Source organism: Variovorax sp. LjRoot84 (assembly GCF_964254305.1).
Lineage (GTDB): Bacteria > Pseudomonadota > Gammaproteobacteria > Burkholderiales > Burkholderiaceae_C > Variovorax.
In genome coordinates this window covers 5,910,027-5,926,934 of sequence record NZ_CAXUTE020000001.1, presented here as the reverse complement: position 1 = coordinate 5,926,934, position 16,908 = coordinate 5,910,027, and the positions used below count along the sequence as shown (strand labels likewise).

The following is a 16,908-nucleotide window of genomic DNA, read 5'->3' as shown; positions in this document are numbered from 1 at the left end:
AGCGTGAGTGCCGAAGATGAAGCAGCAGACATTGGCGATGGCGGCGGACCAGGGTGCGGGATTCGAACGATTTCGCCGCCGCACCAAGCGCGAGGACTTTCTGGACGCGATGAACGCCATCGTTCCGTGGGCTGCGTTGTGCGCAGTGATCGAGCCGCACTATCCCAAGGCCGGCAATGGGCGCCCTCCGATCGGACTGGAGCGCATGCTGCGCATCCACCTGCTGCAGCACTGGTTCAATCTGGCCGACAACGCGGTCGAGGAGGCGTTGTATGACATTGCCACCCTGCGCCGCTTCGTCGGCATCGACCTGGGCGTCGAGCGGGTGCCCGACGAGACCACGGTGCTGAAGTTTCGGCATCTGCTGGACAAGCATGACCTGGGCAAGAAGCTGTTTGCCGAGGTCGGCAAGGTGCTGCAGTCCAGTGGCTTCCAAATAAAGACCGGGACCATCGTCGACGCTACGCTGATTGGCGCACCGAGCTCGACCAAGAACGCAGACAAGGCGCGAGACCCCGAGATGCACCAGACGCGCAAGGGAAGGCAATGGCATTTCGGCATGAAGCTGCACGTCGGCGTGGACAGCCAGAGCGGGCTGGTGCACAGCGCCGTGGTGACCGCCGCCAACGTGCACGACAAGCATCCACTGCCTGACCTGCTGCACGGCAACGAACGCCGCGTCTATGGGGACAGTGCGTATGCCAGTCAGAAGGACCTGATTCGAGGCAAGGCACCGAACGCGCTGGACTTCACCAACCAGCGCACGCGCAAGGCGGGGGGCGAAGTCGATGAGGTGAAGAAGGCGAAGAACCGCAACAAGTCCAGGATTCGCGCCCGGGTCGAACATGTCTTCGCGGTGGTCAAGCGGTTGTGGGGCTTCGACAAGGTTCGGTATCGCGGACTGGCCAAGAACGCGACCCGGGCGTTTGTGACGCTGGCGATGGCCAACATCTATCTCGCGAGGGGACCACTGTTGGCACAAATGCGTGCATAGCGAACCAGGAGTGGGCCAATGGCCCGGTGTCAGGGTCCGGACAACCTGATTTGTGAAGAAATCCGCCCCACAGCGGGTCAGATCCCAGTGAAATCGAGGGAATTCACGTCGCCGACAAATCAGCACCACTGTTCAGCAAAAACGGTGGCTTGATCAGCCTTGCCTTAGATCTTTCCGCGCTTTTTCAGGCGGCTCAGGGTTTCCGCGGAGAGATTGAGATAGGAGGCCAGTTCCTTGCTCGGAATGCGATCCACCAGCTCCGGATGCTTGCGCATGAAGCGGTGCACGCGGCCGGGCGCGTCCAGCAGGTGCAGCGTGATGGTGTGCGCCATGATCTCGCTCATCCCGCGCATGACGCTGAACTCGAACAGCTCCTTGGCTTGCGCATGCCGGTTCAGGAACGCGATCCATTCCTTCAGCGGCAGGCTGGCCACGCGCGCCTTGGTCACGCACACGATGCCGTACGGCGTGGGCGTGCCCAGCCGCAGCGCGGCATAGCTGGTCTCCATGTCGTTCTCGTCGGCGAAGCGCAGGATCATTTCCTTGCCCTCCGGATTGCTCACCACCCGCTTGAGGATGCCGTCGAGGATGAAGTACTGCTCCATCTCGCGCACGCCCTGGTGCAGCAGGAAGTCGCCTTTGTTGCCGTCCACGACGGCGAGATGGGTTTCCAGTTCGGCGCGGTCGCTCTCGCTCAGGTCCTTGAGAAGGATGTTTTGCCGGAGCTGGGCTCGGATGATGTTTTTTTCCGGGTGGTTTTCCAACAACGTCATGGTTCCCGTCTTGCTCGATTTCGCAACAACCGCCGGTTCATCGGTACGGCGAACGTTTTCCGGAAAGTTGACCGCGGTCAACAGCTGAAAGCCTGGGCCCGAATCATAGTCTTGGCTCGGCCCCCGGCCATTCATCCAAAGCAAAAGGAGAGACATGTCTTCAGTTAGCACAGACAAACAGGCAGCCCTGACGGCCGACGACACGCTCCAGCGCGCCCTCAAGAACATGACCGACGACGCGCCGGCCCGCGAAACAACCGATGGCTTCCACCTGGTGATCGACGCGCTGAAGCTGAACGACATCGACACCATCTTCGGCCTGCCCGGCATCCCGATCACCGACCTCACGCGCATGGCGCAGGCCGAAGGCATGCGCGTGATCTCGTTCCGTCACGAGCAGCACGCCGGCAACGCGGCCGCGGCCGCCGGCTTCCTGACGCAGAAGCCCGGCATCTGCCTGACGGTGTCGGCGCCCGGCTTCCTCAACGGCCTGACCGCGCTGGCCAACGCCACCACCAACTGCTTCCCGATGATCCTGATCAGCGGCTCGAGCGAGCGCGAGATCGTCGACCTGCAGCAGGGCGATTACGAGGAGATGGACCAGCTCGCGATCGCCAAGCCGCTGTGCAAGGCGGCCTTCCGCGTGCTCCATGCCGAGGACATCGGCGTCGGCATCGCGCGGGCGATCCGCTCGGCCCTGTCGGGCCGCCCGGGCGGCGTGTACCTCGACCTGCCGGCCAAGCTGTTCGCCCAGACCATGGACGCGGCTGCCGGCAAGAAATCGCTGATCAAGGTGGTCGATCCGGCGCCGCGCCAGATTCCGGCACCCGACGCGGTGAAGCGCGCGCTCGACCTGCTCAAGAGTGCCAAGAAACCGCTGATCCTGCTGGGGAAGGGCGCAGCCTATGCGCAGGCCGACGCCGACATCCGGGCACTGATCGAGAAGACCGGCATCCCCTACCTGCCGATGTCGATGGCCAAGGGCCTCCTGCCCGACACCCATGTGCAGTCGGCCGCGGCCGCGCGTTCCTATGTGCTGCAGGAAGCCGACGTCGTGATGCTGGTCGGCGCGCGCCTCAACTGGCTGCTGTCGCACGGCAAGGGCAAGACCTGGGCCCAGGAGAAGGGTGCCAAGCAGTTCATCCAGATCGACATCGCGCCGACCGAGATCGACAGCAACGTCGCGATCGCCGCGCCGGTGATCGGCGACATCGGCTCCTGCGTGGCGGCGCTCCTGGCCGGCGTCGACGCCAAGTGGGCCAAGCCGCCGGCCGACTGGACCGGCGCCATCGCCGAGCGCAAGGACAAGAATCTGTCGAAGATGGCCGCCACGCTGGCTGCCCGGCCCTCACCGATGAACTTCCACAGCGCGCTCAGCGTGATCCGCGATCAGGTGAAGGCGCGGCCCGATGCCATCGTCGTCAACGAAGGCGCCAACACGCTGGACTTCGCGCGCAGCATCGTCGACATGTACGAGCCGCGCAAGCGCCTCGACGTGGGCACCTGGGGGATCATGGGCATCGGCATGGGCTTCGCGGTCGCCGCGGCCGTGGTCACCGGCAAGCCGGTGATCGCGATCGAAGGCGACAGCGCCTTCGGCTTCAGCGGCATGGAAGTCGAGACCATCTGCCGCTACAACCTGCCCATCTGCATCGTCGTCTTCAACAACAACGGCGTCTACCGCGGCACCGACGTGAACGTGAGCGGCACGCCCGACGTGGCGCCGACCGTGTTCGTCAAGAACGCGCGCTACGACAAGCTGATCGAGGCCTTCGGCGGCGTCGGCGTCAACGCCACCACCGCCGACGAGCTGGAAAAGGCCCTCGCCGAGGCCGTCGCCTCCGGCCGGCCGACCCTGATCAACGCCGTGATCGACGAGACCGCCGGCACCGAAAGCGGCCGCATCACCAGTCTGAACCCGGCGACGGCGAAGAAGAAGTAATCCCAGGCAACACAGGAGATATCCCATGAGCAGCAGCAACAAACCACTCAACGGCATCAAGATCATCGACTTCACCCATGTCCAGGCCGGTCCCGCCTGCACGCAGATGCTGGCCTGGTTCGGCGCCGACGTCATCAAGGTCGAGCGCCCGGGCTCCGGCGACGTCACGCGCACGCAGCTGCGCGACATCCCCGACGTCGACGCGCTCTACTTCACCATGCTCAACAGCAACAAGCGCTCGCTGACGCTGGACACCAAGCAGCCCGAGGGCAAGGTGGTGCTGGAGAAGCTGATCCGCGAATCCGACGTGCTGGTCGAGAACTTCGGCCCCGGCGCGCTCGACCGCATGGGCTTCACCTGGGAGCGCATCCAGGAGTTGAACCCCAAGATGATCGTCGCTTCGGTCAAGGGCTTCAGCGACGGCCACCACTACGACGACCTCAAGGTCTACGAGAACGTCGCGCAGTGCGCCGGCGGCGCCGCCTCGACCACCGGCTTCTGGGACGGCCCGCCGACCGTGAGCGCCGCCGCCCTGGGCGACAGCAACACCGGCATGCACCTGGCGATCGGTATCCTGACGGCCATCATCGGCCGCCAGCAGACCGGCAAGGGCCAGCGCGTGGCCTGCGCGATGCAGGACGCGGTGCTCAACCTCTGCCGCGTGAAGATGCGCGACCAGCTGCGCCTGGACAAGCTCGGCTACCTGGAAGAGTACCCGCAGTACCCGCATGGCACCTTCAGCGACGTGGTTCCGCGCGGCGGCAATGCCGGCGGCGGCGGCCAGCCGGGCTGGGTGCTCAAGTGCAAGGGCTGGGAAACTGACCCCAACGCGTACATCTACTTCACCGTGCAGGGCCACGCCTGGGCCCCGATCTGCGACGCCATCGGCAAGCCCGAATGGAAGACCGACCCCGACTACATGACGGCCAAGGCGCGCCAGCCGCACATCACCGCCATCTTCGCGACCATTGAGGACTGGCTGGCCGACAAGACCAAGTTCGAGGCGGTCGACATCCTGCGCAAGTTCGACATTCCCTGCTCGCCGGTGCTGACGATGAAGGAGCTGCTGCACGACGAATCGCTGCGCAAGAGCGGCTCGATCGTCGAAGTGAAGGGCCACAAGGAGCGCGGCAACTACTTCACTGTCGGCAGCCCGATCAAGTTCTCCGACCTGAAGCCCGAGATCACGCCGTCGCCGCTTTTGGGCGAGCACACCGACGATGTGCTGGCCGAGCTGGGCTACAGCAAGGAACAGATCATCAACTTGCGCGAGTCCAAAGCGGTTTGAGACTGGAAAGAGGAGCGGCGCCTTGCAATCGAACGTGGATTTGAAACAGCTCGTCGCCGGCGCCGGCGACGCCATCATGGTCGCGGATGCGCAAGGCGCGATCACGCTCTGGAACCAGGCAGCCGAGCGCATCTTCGGCTACGCCGAAGCCGAGGCGCTGGGCAAGTCGCTCGATCTGATCATCCCGGAACGCCAGCGCGGCCGGCACTGGGACGGCTATCAAAAGACCATGGACACGGGCATCACCAAGTACGGCGCCGACCTGCTGCGCGTGCCCGCCCTGCACAAGGACGGGCACACGCTGTCGATCGCCTTCACGGTATCGATGCTGTTCTCCGAAGATCGGAAGGTCACGGGCATTGTCGCCATCGTGCGCGACGAGACCGCCCGCTTCGCCGAGGAGCGCAAACTGCGCGCCCGTCTGGTAGAAGTCGAGGCCAGATCCAAGGAGACACAATGAGCAAGGCACTCGAGGGCGTTCGGATTCTCGATTTCACCCATGTGCAGTCGGGCCCCACCTGCACCCAGCTGCTGGCCTGGTTCGGCGCCGACGTGATCAAGGTCGAGCGCGCCGGCGAAGGCGATGCGACGCGCGGCCAGCTGCGCGACATTCCCGGCGTGGACAGCCTCTACTTCACGATGCTGAACCACAACAAGCGCTCGATCACGCTGGACACCAAGAAGCCCAAGGGCAAGCAGGTCCTCGACACGCTGATCAAGACCTGTGACGTGCTGGTCGAGAACTTCGCTCCCGGTGCGCTGGACCGCATGGGCATCACCTGGAGCCACATCCAGGACTTGAACCCGCGGATGATCGTGGCCTCGGTCAAGGGCTTCGGGCCCGGCAAGTACGAGCACTGCAAGGTCTACGAGAACGTCGCGCAGTGCGCCGGCGGCGCCGCGTCGACGACCGGCTTCGACGACGGCCCGCCGGTCGTGACCGGCGCGCAGATCGGCGACAGCGGTACCGGCCTGCACCTGGCGCTCGGCATCGTCGCCGCGCTCTACCAGCGCAACAGCACCGGACGCGGCCAGCAGGTGCTGGCGCCGATGCAGGACGCGGTGCTCAACCTGTGCCGCGTGAAGATGCGCGACCAGCAGCGGCTCGAACGCACCGGCACCATGCACGAATACCCGCAGTACCCCGACGGCAAGTTCGGCGATGCCGTGCCGCGCGCCGGCAACGCCTCCGGCGGCGGCCAGCCGGGCTCGATCCTGCGCTGCAAGGGCTGGGAGACCGACCCGAATGCGTACATCTACTTCATCACGCAGGGCGCAGTCTGGCCGGCGGTGTGCAAGGTCATCGGGGAGGAGGGCTGGATCGACGACGAGGCCTATGCCACGCCGGCCGCGCGCCTCTTGCACCTGAAGCCGATCTTCGCGCGCATCGAGCAGTGGACCATGACCAAGGACAAGTTCGAGGCCATGGAGATCCTCAACAAGTACGACATTCCCTGCGGGCCGATCCTGTCGATGAAGGAGATCGCCGCGGACGAGTCGCTGCGCGAGAGCGGCACCATCGTCGAGGTGGACCACCCGACGCGGGGCAAGTACCTGACGGTCGGCAACCCCATCAAGATGTCCGACAGCCCCACCGAGGTGACGCGTTCGCCGCTGCTCGGCGAACACACCGAGGAAGTGCTGCGCCAGCTCGGCTACAGCGCGGACGACCTGGCGATGCTGCGCGAAGAGCGCGTAATCTGAGCTGAGCGCGGACGAGGGCGCACAACGGATTCTGGTGCCCTCAACCCATAACTCATAGCAAATACATTCAATAAAATACTTTCACTATTAATTATTGATCGACCACTCTACATTTTGAATATGCCGAGCGCATTCGATTCACCACCGCGGCATTCAATTTGAAGGAGAAGCTCATGGTCAACGATTTGCCAATCCAGTACCGGAACGACGAAATCGAACGGAACGCCTACAACGCGGCGTTCTATGAATTGGGATTCAGGTGGCATTGGGACAGTCATACCTATTACGAATTGCTGAGCCAAAGCCAGAACGAGGCGGAACGGATCGGCCATTACCTGAAGACCCACCAGTCGCACCTTCTCAAGTCCTACGAGGCTGAATTCCTCGTCGAAGTCATCCGGCAAAAGAAGGCCGAGCACATGCAACGCGGCATTGCGCCCGGCGCGATGCCGGCCAGGTATTTCGACTGGGCGCAAATGCCCGGTTGCGAACTCGGCGCCTAGGCCCTGCCCGTCCCCTAAAGAACCGCCAAAGCCATGAATATCCACGAATACCAGGGCAAAGAGGTATTGCGGAAATACGGCGTGGCTACGCCGCGCGGCTTTCTCTGCATGTCGCCTGAAGAGGCGGTGGATGCGGCCACTCGGCTCGGCGGCACGCGCTGGGTCGTCAAGGCGCAGATCCACGCCGGCGGGCGCGGCAAGGGCGGCGGCGTGAAGCTGGCGAGATCCATGGCGGAAGTGCGGCAGCATGCCGAGCAGATCCTCGGCATGCGCTTGAGAACGCATCAGACCGGGCCCGAGGGGCGCCTGGTGAAGCGGCTCCTGATCGAGGAGGGCGCCGACATCGCGAAAGAGTTCTACCTGGGGCTGGCGGTGGACCGCGACACCCAGCGCGTCGCGCTGATGGCCTCGAGCGAAGGCGGTATGGACATCGAAGAGGTGGCGGCCCGCACGCCCGAAAAGATTCACAAGGTGGCCATCGATCCGATCGCGGGCCTGACGGTGGGCCAGGCGGACGACGCCGCACGCCGGATCGGCATCCCGGCGAAGTCGATTCCAGAGGCGCGCAGCTTCATGCAGAACCTGTACCGCGCCTTCGACGAATGCGATGCATCGCTGGCCGAGATCAATCCGCTGGTCCTGACCGGCGACGGCCGCGTGATCGCGCTCGACGCCAAGTTCGACTTCGACCCGAACGCGCTCTTCCGCCATCCGGAGATCGTCGCGCTGCGCGATCTCGACGAGGAAGACCCGGCCGAGGTCGAGGCCTCGACGTTCGACCTCTCCTACATCCCGCTCGACGGCAACATCGGCTGCCTGGTCAACGGCGCGGGCCTGGCCATGGCGACGATGGACGTGATCAAGCTGTACGGCGGATCGCCCGCCAACTTCCTCGACGTGGGCGGCGGCGCGACGGCCGGGAAGGTGACGGAGGCTTTCAAGCTGATGCTGCGCAATCCGAAGCTGGCGGCCATCCTGGTCAACGTCTTCGGCGGCATCATGAAGTGCGACCTGATCGCCCAGGGCGTGATCGCCGCCGCGCGCGAGGTGCGGCTCCAGGTGCCGCTGGTGGTGCGCATGAAGGGCACCAACGAAAAGCTGGGCCGGATCATCCTTGCGCAGTCGGGCCTTCCCATCATCAGCGCGGACGACATGGCGGATGCGGCCGAGCGCGTCGTCGCAGCGGCGAGGGGCTGATCCCACCATGTCCATCCTCATCAACAAGAACACCCGCGTGATCACGCAGGGCATCACCGGCAAGACCGGGAGCTTCCACACCGCGATGTGCCGCGACTACGGCAACGGCAGGAAATGCTTCGTCGCCGGCGTGAACCCGAGCAAGGCAGGCAAGTACTTCGACGGCATCCCGATCTTCGGCAGCGTCAAGGACGCCAAGGCCGAGACCGGCGCGACCGTCTCGGTGATCTATGTGCCGCCGCCCTTCGCGGCCGCCGCCATCGACGAGGCGGTCGATGCCGAGCTCGACCTCGTCGTCTGCATCACCGAAGGCATCCCCGTGCGCGACATGATCCGCACCCGCCACCGCATGCAGGGCCGCAAGACGATCCTGCTCGGCCCCAATTGCCCGGGCCTGATCACCCCGGACGAAATCAAGATCGGCATCATGCCGGGCCACATCCACCAGAAGGGCCGCGTCGGCGTGGTGTCGCGCTCCGGCACGCTGACCTACGAAGCCGCCCACCAGCTCGCCAGCTTCGACATCGGGCAGTCGACGGTGGTCGGCATCGGCGGCGATCCGGTCGGCGGGCTCAGGCACATCGACGTGCTGAAGATGTTCAACGACGACCCGCAAACCGACGCGGTGATCATGGTCGGCGAGATCGGCGGCAACGAGGAAGAGATCTGCGCGCGCTGGATCAAGGAGCACATGCGAAAGCCCGTGGTCGGCTTCATCGCCGGCGCCACCGCGCCGCCGGGCAGGCGCATGGGCCACGCGGGCGCCATCATTTCCGGCGGCAAGGGCACGGCAGAGGCCAAGCTCGCGGTGATGCAGGAATGCGGCATCCACGTGACGCGCAATCCGGCCGAGATGGGAAAGCTGCTGGCATCGCTGGTCATTCCCGACTACCTCCCTTTCGATTGAGAGAGACATGCAAGAGCAACAGTGGATTCGCTTCGAACGCGCCGGCAAGACGGGCTTCGGCACGCTCGACGGCAACAAGGTGCGCGAACACCAGGGCGACATGTTCGGCAGCCCCGAAGCGACGGGCAGCGTCTTCGCGCTGGACGAGCTCAAGCTGCTGACGCCGACCCGGCCGACCAAGGTCATCGCGCTGTGGAACAACTTCCATGCGCTCGGCGAGAAGCTGAACCTGCCGGTGCCGGCCGAGCCGCTTTACCTGCTGAAGGCGCCCAACTCCTTTCTCGCCGCCGGCGAGCCCATTCGCAAGCCCTTGTGCGAGGGCAAGGTGGTGTTCGAGGGCGAGCTCGGCATCGTCATCGGCAAGACCTGCACGGCGGTGGCCGAGGAAGCGGCGCTCGACCATGTGTTCGGCTACACCTGCGCCAACGACGTGACGGTGGCCGACATCCTGAACCGCGACGCCTCCTTTGCGCAATGGGCGCGCGCCAAGGGCTTCGACACCTTCTGCCCGATGGGCCCGGTGGTCGCCACCGGCCTCGATCCCGCGACGCTCACCGTGACCACCCTGCTCGACGGCGCGGCCCGCCAGCATTACCCCATCAGCGACATGCGCTTCTCGGTGCAGCAGCTGGTCAGCCTGATCTCGATGGACATGACGCTGCATCCGGGCGACGTGATCCTGTGCGGCACATCGGTCGGCGTCGGCTCGATGAAGCCCGGCAGCCTGGTCGAGGTCGAGATCAACGGCATCGGCAAGCTGAGCAATCGCTTCGGCTAGGGCCTGCCGCGCAAGAGATTCAACACTTCAAGGATCGACATGAAGATAGCAGTCATCGGCGCAGGCGCCATCGGCGGCCTGGTCGGAGCAAAGCTCGCGCTGGCCGGCGAGGAGGTCACGTTCATCGTGCGCGGCGCCAACCTCGACGCCATCGCCACCAACGGCTTCAAGCTGATCGCGGCCGACGGCGAGGAGCAGGTGGCGCGAAACGTAAAGGCCACCGATCGCTACGACCAGGCGGGCGTGCAGGACATCGTCATCCTCGCGATGAAGGCGCACCAGGTCGAAGCGGTGGCGAACGAAGTGCCGAAGCTCTTCGGCCCCGCGACCGTGGTGGTGACGATGCAGAACGGCATCCCCTACTGGTACTTCCACAAGCACGGCGGGCCGCTCGAAGGAAGCACGGTGAAGAGCGTCGATCCGCATGGCGTCGTGGCCGCGAAGATTCCTGCGGAGCGCGTGATCGGCTGCGTGGTCTATCCCGCCTCCGAGCTGGTGGCGCCGGGCGTGGTGAAGCACATCGAAGGCGACCGCTTCCCCGTCGGCGAGCTGGACGGCACCTCGAGCGAGCGCGTGAATCGCGTCGCGGCCTGCTTCGCCAACGCGGGCTTCAAGGCGCCCGTGCTCGACAACATCCGCGCCGAGATCTGGCTCAAGCTGTGGGGCAACCTGACCTTCAATCCGATCAGCAGCCTGTCGCATTCCACGCTGGTCGACATCTGCCAGTACCCGCCCTCGCGCGACCTCGCCGCCGCGATGATGCGGGAAGCCCAAGCCGTCGCGCACAAGCTGGGCATCGAGTTTCGCGTGTCGCTGGAAAAGCGCATCGCCGGCGCCGAGAAGGTGGGCAAGCACAAGACCTCGATGCTGCAGGACGTGGAGGCCGGGCGTGCCCCGGAGATCGATGCGCTGGTGGGCGCGGTGGTCGAGCTGGCCCGGCTGACCGACACGCAGACGCCGCATATCGACACCGTCTACTCGCTGGTCAAGCTGCTGGCCCGCACGATGGAGGACCAGCGCGGACGGGTCCGCCTTCACGAGATGGCTTGAGGCCCTCACCATGAGACGCGCCCGCAGCGCCAAGATCGTCGCCACGCTCGGCCCGTCCACTTCGGACGAGCAGGCCATCCGCGCCCTGTTCGAGCGCGGCGTGGACGTGTTCCGGCTCAACTTCAGCCATGGCACGCAGTCCGACCATGCGCGGCGGCTCGCGACGATCCGTGCGCTGGAGAAGGAGTTCGGCCGGCCGATCGGCGTGCTGCTCGACCTGCAAGGGCCGAAGCTGCGCCTGGGCACTTTCGAAGGCGGCAGGACGCAGCTCGAAGCCGGTGCGCGACTGCGCCTCGACATGGACAGGACCCCCGGCGATGCCCGCCGCGCGCCGCTGCTGCATCCGGAGATCTTCGCGGCGCTGCAGACCGGCACCGAGCTGCTGCTCGACGACGGCAAGCTGCGCCTGCGCGTGGAAAGCCACGGCGCGGATTTCGCCGAAACCACCGTGCTTGTCGGCGGACCGATCTCGGACCGCAAGGGCGTCAACGTGCCGAGCGTGCTGCTGCCGATCTCGCCGCTGACCGCGAAGGACCGCGACGACCTGGCCTTCGGGCTCGCGATGGGCGTGGACTGGGTTGCGCTGTCCTTCGTGCAGCGGCCCGAGGACATCGAGGAGGCGCGCGCCCTCATCGGCACACGCGCCTGGATCATGGCCAAGCTCGAGAAGCCGGCCGCGATCGAGCACCTGGACGGCATTGTCGCCTTGTCCGACGGCATCATGGTCGCGCGCGGCGACCTCGGCGTCGAGCTGCCGCCCGAGCAGGTGCCGGAACTGCAGCGCCTCATCGTGCGCGCCTGCCGCAAGGGCGGCAAGCCGGTGGTGGTGGCGACGCAGATGCTCGAGTCGATGATCGCCTCGCCGGTGCCCACCCGCGCCGAGGTCTCCGACGTGGCGACCGCGATCTACGACGGCGTGGACGCGGTGATGCTGTCCGCCGAATCCGCGTCGGGCAAGTACCCGCTGGAAGCGGTTGCGATGATGGACCGCATCGTCGCCCGCGTGGAAGCGGACCCGTCCTACCGCAGCGGCATCGACGCCACGCATGCCGCGGCCGAGGCGACCACCGCCGACGCGGTCTGCGCGTCGCTGCGCAACGTGGCCGGGCTGCTCTCTCCGGCCGCCACCGTGACCTACACCTCCTCGGGCTTCACCAGCCTGCGCGCCGCGCGCGAGCGACCCGCCGTGCCCGTGCTGAGCCTGACGCCCTCCGTCGCCACCGCGCGCCGCATGGCCATGGTCTGGGGCGTGCATGCGGTGCTGGTGGACGACGTTCACGATGTCGCCGAGATGATCGAGTGCGCCTGCCGCAGCGCGCGCGACGAGGGATTCGCGAACCCGGGCGACGACGTGGTGGTCGTCGCGGGCCTGCCCTTCGGACAGTCCGGAACGACGAACTTGCTGCACGTCGCGCGCATCGCGCGCTGAGCCGGTCAGATCTTTCTGGCGCCCGTGCCCGCGGCCTGCCGCAGGCCCGCCAGCGCGGGCTCGATGATCGCGGGATCGGCGCCCACAGCGTAGACCGCATAGGCCGGGTAGAGAAACTCCGGCGTATGGGGCACGCGGCGCAGATGCCCGGATTCCAGGTGGCCGCGCACCACGTCGAGCCGGAAATAGCCGGTGCCGCCGGCGGCCAGCAGGTACTCGCGGCCGAGCGGCCCGAGCCCGGCCATCACTGCCGCGCTCGACAGTTCGGGAAAGGCCAGGCCGTGCTGCGCCGCGAACTCGGGCCCCCAGTCGACGTACACATAGTCCGCCGGGTGCGGCACGCGCGGACGCTTCGCCGTCGTGACCATGACGAGCTTTTCCTCGATCAGGAGCTCCACGCGCAGCCCGGGCCGCTGCTGCGGCGCATAGGCGATGGCGACATCGAGCACGCCCGCGGCCACCTTGTCGAGCAGGTCCTGCGGGTAGCCGACTTCCGTGCGCAGCGCGAGCTGCGGGTGCCTGGCGCGCATCCACAGCAGCCAGCGCAGCAGCAGCGGATCCCACAGGCTGATTTCGCAGCCGGCCGCGAGCACCTCGCGGCTACCGGTCGGCACCGCCACCTGATCGCGCGCGCGCGCCCAGACCTGCACCAGCGTGGTCGCATGCGGCAGGAAGCGCTCGCCGGCCGCGGTGAGCGCGGCGCCGGCCTTGTTGCGCACGAAGAGCCGGCGGCCGAGCAGCTCTTCGAGCGTTCGCACGCGCGCGCTGACCGAGGTCTGCGTCACGTGCAGCCGCTCGGCGGCGCGCTGGAAGCTGCGGGTCTCGACGATCTCGAGAAAGGTGCGGGCCAGGTTGATGTCCATTGCGGCAAATCGTTTGAATGCAGGATTTTTGCATTCAACTGGCAATAAATCTCGTTTTACTTATGGCGAAGGCAAACCGAAGATGAAGCCATCACATCCAGGAGCTGCATATGTCCACCCTCTCCCGATCATCCCGCGCGAACGCCTTCGGCGGCCTGGCCGGCGCGTTCAAGGCCTTGGCCGATGAAGCCAGCCTGCTCGCCCAGGCCTTGCTGAGCCCGGGCAGGATCATCGAAGAAGTCGAAGAGATGCACGCCCTGCAGGTCGACGCGAACCGCAACGAGCCCATCGATCCGATGCGTGCCGCCGTGCTGCGCCGGCGTGCGGCCTACATCGGCCTTCGCTAGGATTCGAACGGAACGATCTGCGCAATCAGCGACGCGCCGTCGCTGAGCAGAAAGTCCTTGAAGGCCTGCGCCACCGGCGGCAGGCGCTTGGTGCGCCGATGCACGACGTACCAGTTCAGCATCAGCGGAAAACCCTCGACGTCGAGCACGCTGAGGCTGCCGGCCTTCAGCTCCTGGCTGATGGTGTGCGCCGACACGAAGCTCACGCCCATGCCCGCGATCACCGCCTGCTTGATCGTCTCTGTGCTCGGGATCTCCATTGCGATGTTGATGTCACGCAGGTCGCCGCCGAAGCCTTCCTCCATCGAGTTCCAGGTGTCGGTGCCTTTCTCGCGCACGACGAAGGGCTCGCGCATCAGCCGGGCCCGCGAGATCTTCCTCTCGCCGACCAGCGGATGGCTCGGCGCCGCGACGATCACGTAGGGATGCGGCGCGAAGGGCTGATTGACCGTGTCCATGTCGGTCGGCGGCCGCACCATGATCGCGAGGTCGGTGAGGTTCTCGGCGATGTGGGTCAGAAGCCCCTCGCGGTTGTGGACCGTGAAGTTCAGCGTCACGCCGCGATGGCGGCTCGCGAACTCCACCAGGAGGCGAGGAAAGAAGTAGTCGCCGGCGCTGATCACGCCCACGTTGAGCTTGCCGCCCGAGACGCCCTTGAACTGCGTCATCGCGTTCTCGGCCGCCTCGAACTGCTGGATGATGGCGCGGCTGATCTGCAGCAGCTCCGCGCCGGCAGGCGTCAGGTAGATCTTCTTGCCGAACTGCTCGAACAGCACGTTGCCGGCGTGCTCCTCGAGCTTGCGCACCTGCGTCGAGACGGCCGGCTGGGTCAGGTGAAGCTCTTCGGCCGCGCGCGAAAAACTCAAGAGGCGAGCGACCGCCTCGAAGACTTTCAACTGGCGCAGGGTCGCGTTCTTCATCGTGAACTCATCGTACCGTGCGCCTTGCGGCGGACTTCGATTTAGTAATCGCATCGGCCCATTCGCCGGATAAATTGGACAGCCGTTTCTCCGCTGTCGACACTGCGCCCCACACGGTGTTGCGACAAACAAGGAGAACAGCATGTCGGCGCTTCAGGATGAAGGAACGATCTCGCATCGCAGCAGCAGCGCCGATGCGCTGGCGACCGTGCGCGGCGTGCTGGCAGAGCGCGCCGGCGAGCCGGGCGCGCTGCTGCCGATCCTGCACGAGGTGCAGGACGCGCTGGGCTACGTTCCCGCAGACGCCGTGCCGGAGATCGCCGCTGCGCTGAACTTGTCGCGTGCCGAGGTCCATGGCGTCCTCACCTACTACCACCACTTCCGCGCCGAGCCGGCCGCGCGGCACGTGGTCCAGATCTGCCGCGCCGAGGCCTGCCAGGCGATGGGTGCCGAGGCCTTGCTCGCGCATGCGCAGCAGCATCTGGGCTGCGCGGTGCATGGCGATTCGAAGGACGGCGCCTTCACCCTCGAGCCGGTCTACTGCCTCGGCCTGTGCGCCTCCTCGCCCGCCATGATGCTGGACGACGAGCCGCATGCGCGCATCACGCCGCGGGTCTTCGATGCACTGATGGCGCAGGCCCGGAGCGAATCATGAGCATCACCGTCTACGTGCCGCGCGACACCGCGGCCCTGGCCGCCGGCGCCGACCGCGTGGCGCGGCGCATCGCCGGCGAGGCCGCAGCGCGTGGTGCGGACATCCATCTGGTGCGCAACGGCTCGCGCGGCATGTTCTGGCTCGAGCCGCTGGTAGAGGTGGCCACGTCGGCCGGGCGCATCGCCTACGGGCCGGTCGCGCCCGAGGACGTGGCGAGCCTGTTCGATGCTGGTTTCCTCGAGGGCGCAGCCCATGCGCTGCATCTCGGCCCGACGGAGGAGATCGCCTACCTGAAGAAGCAGGAGCGCCTCACTTTCGCGCGCATGGGCATCACCGATCCGCTGTCGCTCACCGACTACCAGGCGCACGAAGGCTTCGCCGGCCTGCGCCACGCGCTGGCGCTGGAGCCCGCGCAGGTCGTGCAGCAGGTGCTGGACTCGGGCCTGCGCGGGCGCGGCGGCGCGGCCTTCCCGGCCGGCATCAAGTGGAAGACGGTGCTGGCGACGGCGGCCGCGCAGAAGTACATCGTCTGCAATGCCGACGAAGGCGACTCGGGCACCTTCTCCGACCGCATGACGATGGAGGGCGACCCCTTCATGCTGATCGAAGGCATGACCATCGCAGGCATCGCGACCGGCGCGAGCATGGGCTACGTGTACGTGCGCTCCGAATACCCGCATGCGATCGCGGCGATGAACGAGGCCATCCGCCGCGCCGAGGCGGCGGGCTTCCTGGGCGACGACATCCTTCGATCGGGCCGCAGCTTCCGGCTGCAAGTGCGCAAGGGCGCCGGCTCCTACGTCTGCGGCGAAGAAACGGCGCTGCTCGAAAGCCTGGAGGGCAGGCGCGGCATCGTGCGCGCCAAGCCGCCGCTGCCGGCCATCGAGGGCCTGTTCGGCCAGCCCACGCTGATCAACAACGTGATCACGCTGGCCAGCGTGCCGCTCATCCTGGCGCGCGGGGCAGAGTTCTACCGCGACTTCGGCGTCGGGCGTTCGCGCGGCACCTTGCCGATGCAGCTGGCCGGGAACATCTTGCACGGCGGGCTGGTCGAGAAGGCCTTCGGCGTCACGCTGCGCGAGCTGCTCTACGACTACGGCGGCGGCTCCGCATCGGGCCGGCCGATCAAGGCGGTGCAGGTGGGCGGGCCGCTGGGCGCTTACCTGCCGGAATCGCAATGGGACCTGCCGCTGGACTACGAGGCCTACGCCGCGGTCGGCGGCACGGTCGGCCACGGCGGCATCGTGGTCCATGACGACACCGCCGATCTTTCGAAGCTCGCGCGCTACGCGATGGAGTTCTGCGCCATCGAGTCCTGCGGCAAGTGCACGCCCTGCCGCATCGGGTCGACCCGCGGCGTCGAGGTCATCGACAAAATCCGGGCCGACCAGAACCGGCCGCAGCAGGTGATGCTGCTGCGCGACCTGTGCGACACCATGGTCCACGGCTCGCTGTGCGCGATGGGCGGGATGACGCCGTTCCCGGTGCTGTCCGCACTCAATCACTTTCCCGAGGACTTTGGCCTCGTCGTCCCCGATCGCGAAGCCGCCTGAGGCAA

Annotated in this window: 17 protein-coding genes; 14 read left to right on the top strand and 3 right to left on the bottom strand. The window is 66.4% G+C overall.

Going from position 1 to position 16,908, the window contains the following annotated elements; genetic code table 11:
- Positions 1-16: 16 nt before the first annotated feature.
- The gene (locus ACSQ9I_RS29220; RefSeq protein WP_436315478.1) at positions 17-994 is read left to right on the top strand and encodes an IS5 family transposase; all 978 of its coding nucleotides are present in this window, start codon (positions 17-19) and stop codon (positions 992-994) included.
- A 164-nt stretch (positions 995-1,158) separates the two neighbouring features.
- On the opposite strand, the gene ACSQ9I_RS29215 is transcribed toward ACSQ9I_RS29220, so the two are convergent.
- On the bottom strand, positions 1,159-1,767 hold the full coding sequence (locus ACSQ9I_RS29215) for a Crp/Fnr family transcriptional regulator (RefSeq protein ID WP_436315477.1): 609 nt from the start codon (positions 1,765-1,767) through the stop codon (positions 1,159-1,161).
- Positions 1,768-1,921: 154 nt separating this feature from the next.
- Here ACSQ9I_RS29215 and oxc point away from each other — a divergent pair, with 154 nt between their 5' ends.
- From oxc to pyk, 10 genes are all read left to right on the top strand, one after another.
- A complete protein-coding gene (gene oxc, locus ACSQ9I_RS29210) occupies positions 1,922-3,709 on the top strand; it encodes an oxalyl-CoA decarboxylase (RefSeq protein WP_436315476.1) in 1,788 nt (595 codons plus the stop codon).
- 25 nt (positions 3,710-3,734) lie between these two features.
- Positions 3,735-4,997 carry a formyl-CoA transferase gene (gene frc / locus ACSQ9I_RS29205; RefSeq protein ID WP_093108607.1) on the top strand — a complete coding sequence of 421 codons (1,263 nt, stop codon included), beginning with the start codon at positions 3,735-3,737 and terminating at the stop codon, positions 4,995-4,997.
- Between the two features lie 22 nt (positions 4,998-5,019).
- The gene (locus ACSQ9I_RS29200) at positions 5,020-5,457 is read left to right on the top strand and encodes a PAS domain-containing protein (protein WP_436305990.1); all 438 of its coding nucleotides are present in this window, start codon (positions 5,020-5,022) and stop codon (positions 5,455-5,457) included.
- Entirely contained in the window at positions 5,454-6,701 is a 1,248-nt protein-coding gene (gene frc / locus ACSQ9I_RS29195) for a formyl-CoA transferase (RefSeq protein ID WP_093108609.1), read from the top strand. Before ACSQ9I_RS29200 ends, frc (ACSQ9I_RS29195) begins: the two co-directional genes overlap by 4 nt.
- Before the next feature lie 173 nt (positions 6,702-6,874).
- A complete protein-coding gene (locus ACSQ9I_RS29190; RefSeq protein WP_436305989.1) occupies positions 6,875-7,204 on the top strand; it encodes a hypothetical protein in 330 nt (109 codons plus the stop codon).
- Positions 7,205-7,237: 33 nt separating this feature from the next.
- A complete protein-coding gene (sucC, locus tag ACSQ9I_RS29185; RefSeq protein ID WP_436315474.1) occupies positions 7,238-8,401 on the top strand; it encodes an ADP-forming succinate--CoA ligase subunit beta in 1,164 nt (387 codons plus the stop codon).
- Positions 8,402-8,408: 7 nt separating this feature from the next.
- Positions 8,409-9,308, top strand: a complete 900-nt coding sequence (gene sucD, locus ACSQ9I_RS29180; protein ID WP_436315473.1) for a succinate--CoA ligase subunit alpha — start codon at positions 8,409-8,411, stop codon at positions 9,306-9,308.
- A 7-nt stretch (positions 9,309-9,315) separates the two neighbouring features.
- Positions 9,316-10,086, top strand: a complete 771-nt coding sequence (locus tag ACSQ9I_RS29175) for a fumarylacetoacetate hydrolase family protein (protein WP_436315472.1) — start codon at positions 9,316-9,318, stop codon at positions 10,084-10,086.
- A 39-nt stretch (positions 10,087-10,125) separates the two neighbouring features.
- Positions 10,126-11,136 (top strand): 2-dehydropantoate 2-reductase, encoded by a 1,011-nt coding sequence (locus ACSQ9I_RS29170; RefSeq protein WP_436315471.1) that lies wholly within the window; start codon positions 10,126-10,128, stop codon positions 11,134-11,136.
- Positions 11,137-11,146: 10 nt separating this feature from the next.
- Positions 11,147-12,565, top strand: a complete 1,419-nt coding sequence (pyk, locus tag ACSQ9I_RS29165; protein ID WP_436315470.1) for a pyruvate kinase — start codon at positions 11,147-11,149, stop codon at positions 12,563-12,565.
- Positions 12,566-12,570: 5 nt separating this feature from the next.
- Here pyk and ACSQ9I_RS29160 read toward each other — a convergent pair whose 3' ends face one another.
- Positions 12,571-13,428 (bottom strand): LysR family transcriptional regulator, encoded by an 858-nt coding sequence (locus ACSQ9I_RS29160; protein WP_436315469.1) that lies wholly within the window; start codon positions 13,426-13,428, stop codon positions 12,571-12,573.
- A 110-nt stretch (positions 13,429-13,538) separates the two neighbouring features.
- On the opposite strand from ACSQ9I_RS29160, the gene ACSQ9I_RS29155 reads away from it, so the two are divergent.
- Positions 13,539-13,775 carry a hypothetical protein gene (locus ACSQ9I_RS29155; protein ID WP_436315468.1) on the top strand — a complete coding sequence of 79 codons (237 nt, stop codon included), beginning with the start codon at positions 13,539-13,541 and terminating at the stop codon, positions 13,773-13,775.
- Here the strand turns inward: ACSQ9I_RS29155 and ACSQ9I_RS29150 are convergent.
- Positions 13,772-14,695: a LysR family transcriptional regulator gene (locus ACSQ9I_RS29150; RefSeq protein ID WP_436315467.1), complete on the bottom strand. Its 924-nt coding sequence runs from the start codon at positions 14,693-14,695 to the stop codon at positions 13,772-13,774. The genes ACSQ9I_RS29155 and ACSQ9I_RS29150 overlap by 4 nt on opposite strands.
- A 142-nt stretch (positions 14,696-14,837) precedes the next feature.
- Between ACSQ9I_RS29150 and ACSQ9I_RS29145 the strand changes: the two genes are divergently transcribed.
- Entirely contained in the window at positions 14,838-15,350 is a 513-nt protein-coding gene (locus ACSQ9I_RS29145) for a formate dehydrogenase subunit gamma (RefSeq protein ID WP_436315466.1), read from the top strand.
- Positions 15,347-16,903, top strand: coding sequence for a formate dehydrogenase beta subunit (locus ACSQ9I_RS29140; protein ID WP_436315465.1), 1,557 nt, complete (start codon positions 15,347-15,349; stop codon positions 16,901-16,903). The genes ACSQ9I_RS29145 and ACSQ9I_RS29140 overlap by 4 nt, the downstream gene beginning before the upstream one ends.
- The last annotated feature ends 5 nt before the right edge of the window (positions 16,904-16,908 follow it).

What these genes read in the sequence shown, in the direction of transcription:
- sucD (WP_436315473.1), top strand. Translation starts at nt 8,409, where the DNA reads ATGTCCATCCTCATCAACAAGAACACCCGCGTGATCACGCAGGGCATC.
- ACSQ9I_RS29215 (WP_436315477.1), bottom strand. Translation starts at nt 1,767, where the DNA reads ATGACGTTGTTGGAAAACCACCCGGAAAAAAACATCATCCGAGCCCAG.
- ACSQ9I_RS29175 (WP_436315472.1), top strand. Translation starts at nt 9,316, where the DNA reads ATGCAAGAGCAACAGTGGATTCGCTTCGAACGCGCCGGCAAGACGGGC.
- frc (WP_093108609.1), top strand. Translation starts at nt 5,454, where the DNA reads ATGAGCAAGGCACTCGAGGGCGTTCGGATTCTCGATTTCACCCATGTG.
- oxc (WP_436315476.1), top strand. Translation starts at nt 1,922, where the DNA reads ATGTCTTCAGTTAGCACAGACAAACAGGCAGCCCTGACGGCCGACGAC.
- pyk (WP_436315470.1), top strand. Translation starts at nt 11,147, where the DNA reads ATGAGACGCGCCCGCAGCGCCAAGATCGTCGCCACGCTCGGCCCGTCC.
- ACSQ9I_RS29170 (WP_436315471.1), top strand. Translation starts at nt 10,126, where the DNA reads ATGAAGATAGCAGTCATCGGCGCAGGCGCCATCGGCGGCCTGGTCGGA.
- ACSQ9I_RS29220 (WP_436315478.1), top strand. Translation starts at nt 17, where the DNA reads ATGAAGCAGCAGACATTGGCGATGGCGGCGGACCAGGGTGCGGGATTC.
- ACSQ9I_RS29145 (WP_436315466.1), top strand. Translation starts at nt 14,838, where the DNA reads ATGTCGGCGCTTCAGGATGAAGGAACGATCTCGCATCGCAGCAGCAGC.
- ACSQ9I_RS29140 (WP_436315465.1), top strand. Translation starts at nt 15,347, where the DNA reads ATGAGCATCACCGTCTACGTGCCGCGCGACACCGCGGCCCTGGCCGCC.
- ACSQ9I_RS29155 (WP_436315468.1), top strand. Translation starts at nt 13,539, where the DNA reads ATGTCCACCCTCTCCCGATCATCCCGCGCGAACGCCTTCGGCGGCCTG.
- sucC (WP_436315474.1), top strand. Translation starts at nt 7,238, where the DNA reads ATGAATATCCACGAATACCAGGGCAAAGAGGTATTGCGGAAATACGGC.
- ACSQ9I_RS29160 (WP_436315469.1), bottom strand. Translation starts at nt 13,428, where the DNA reads ATGGACATCAACCTGGCCCGCACCTTTCTCGAGATCGTCGAGACCCGC.
- frc (WP_093108607.1), top strand. Translation starts at nt 3,735, where the DNA reads ATGAGCAGCAGCAACAAACCACTCAACGGCATCAAGATCATCGACTTC.
- ACSQ9I_RS29150 (WP_436315467.1), bottom strand. Translation starts at nt 14,695, where the DNA reads ATGAAGAACGCGACCCTGCGCCAGTTGAAAGTCTTCGAGGCGGTCGCT.
- ACSQ9I_RS29190 (WP_436305989.1), top strand. Translation starts at nt 6,875, where the DNA reads ATGGTCAACGATTTGCCAATCCAGTACCGGAACGACGAAATCGAACGG.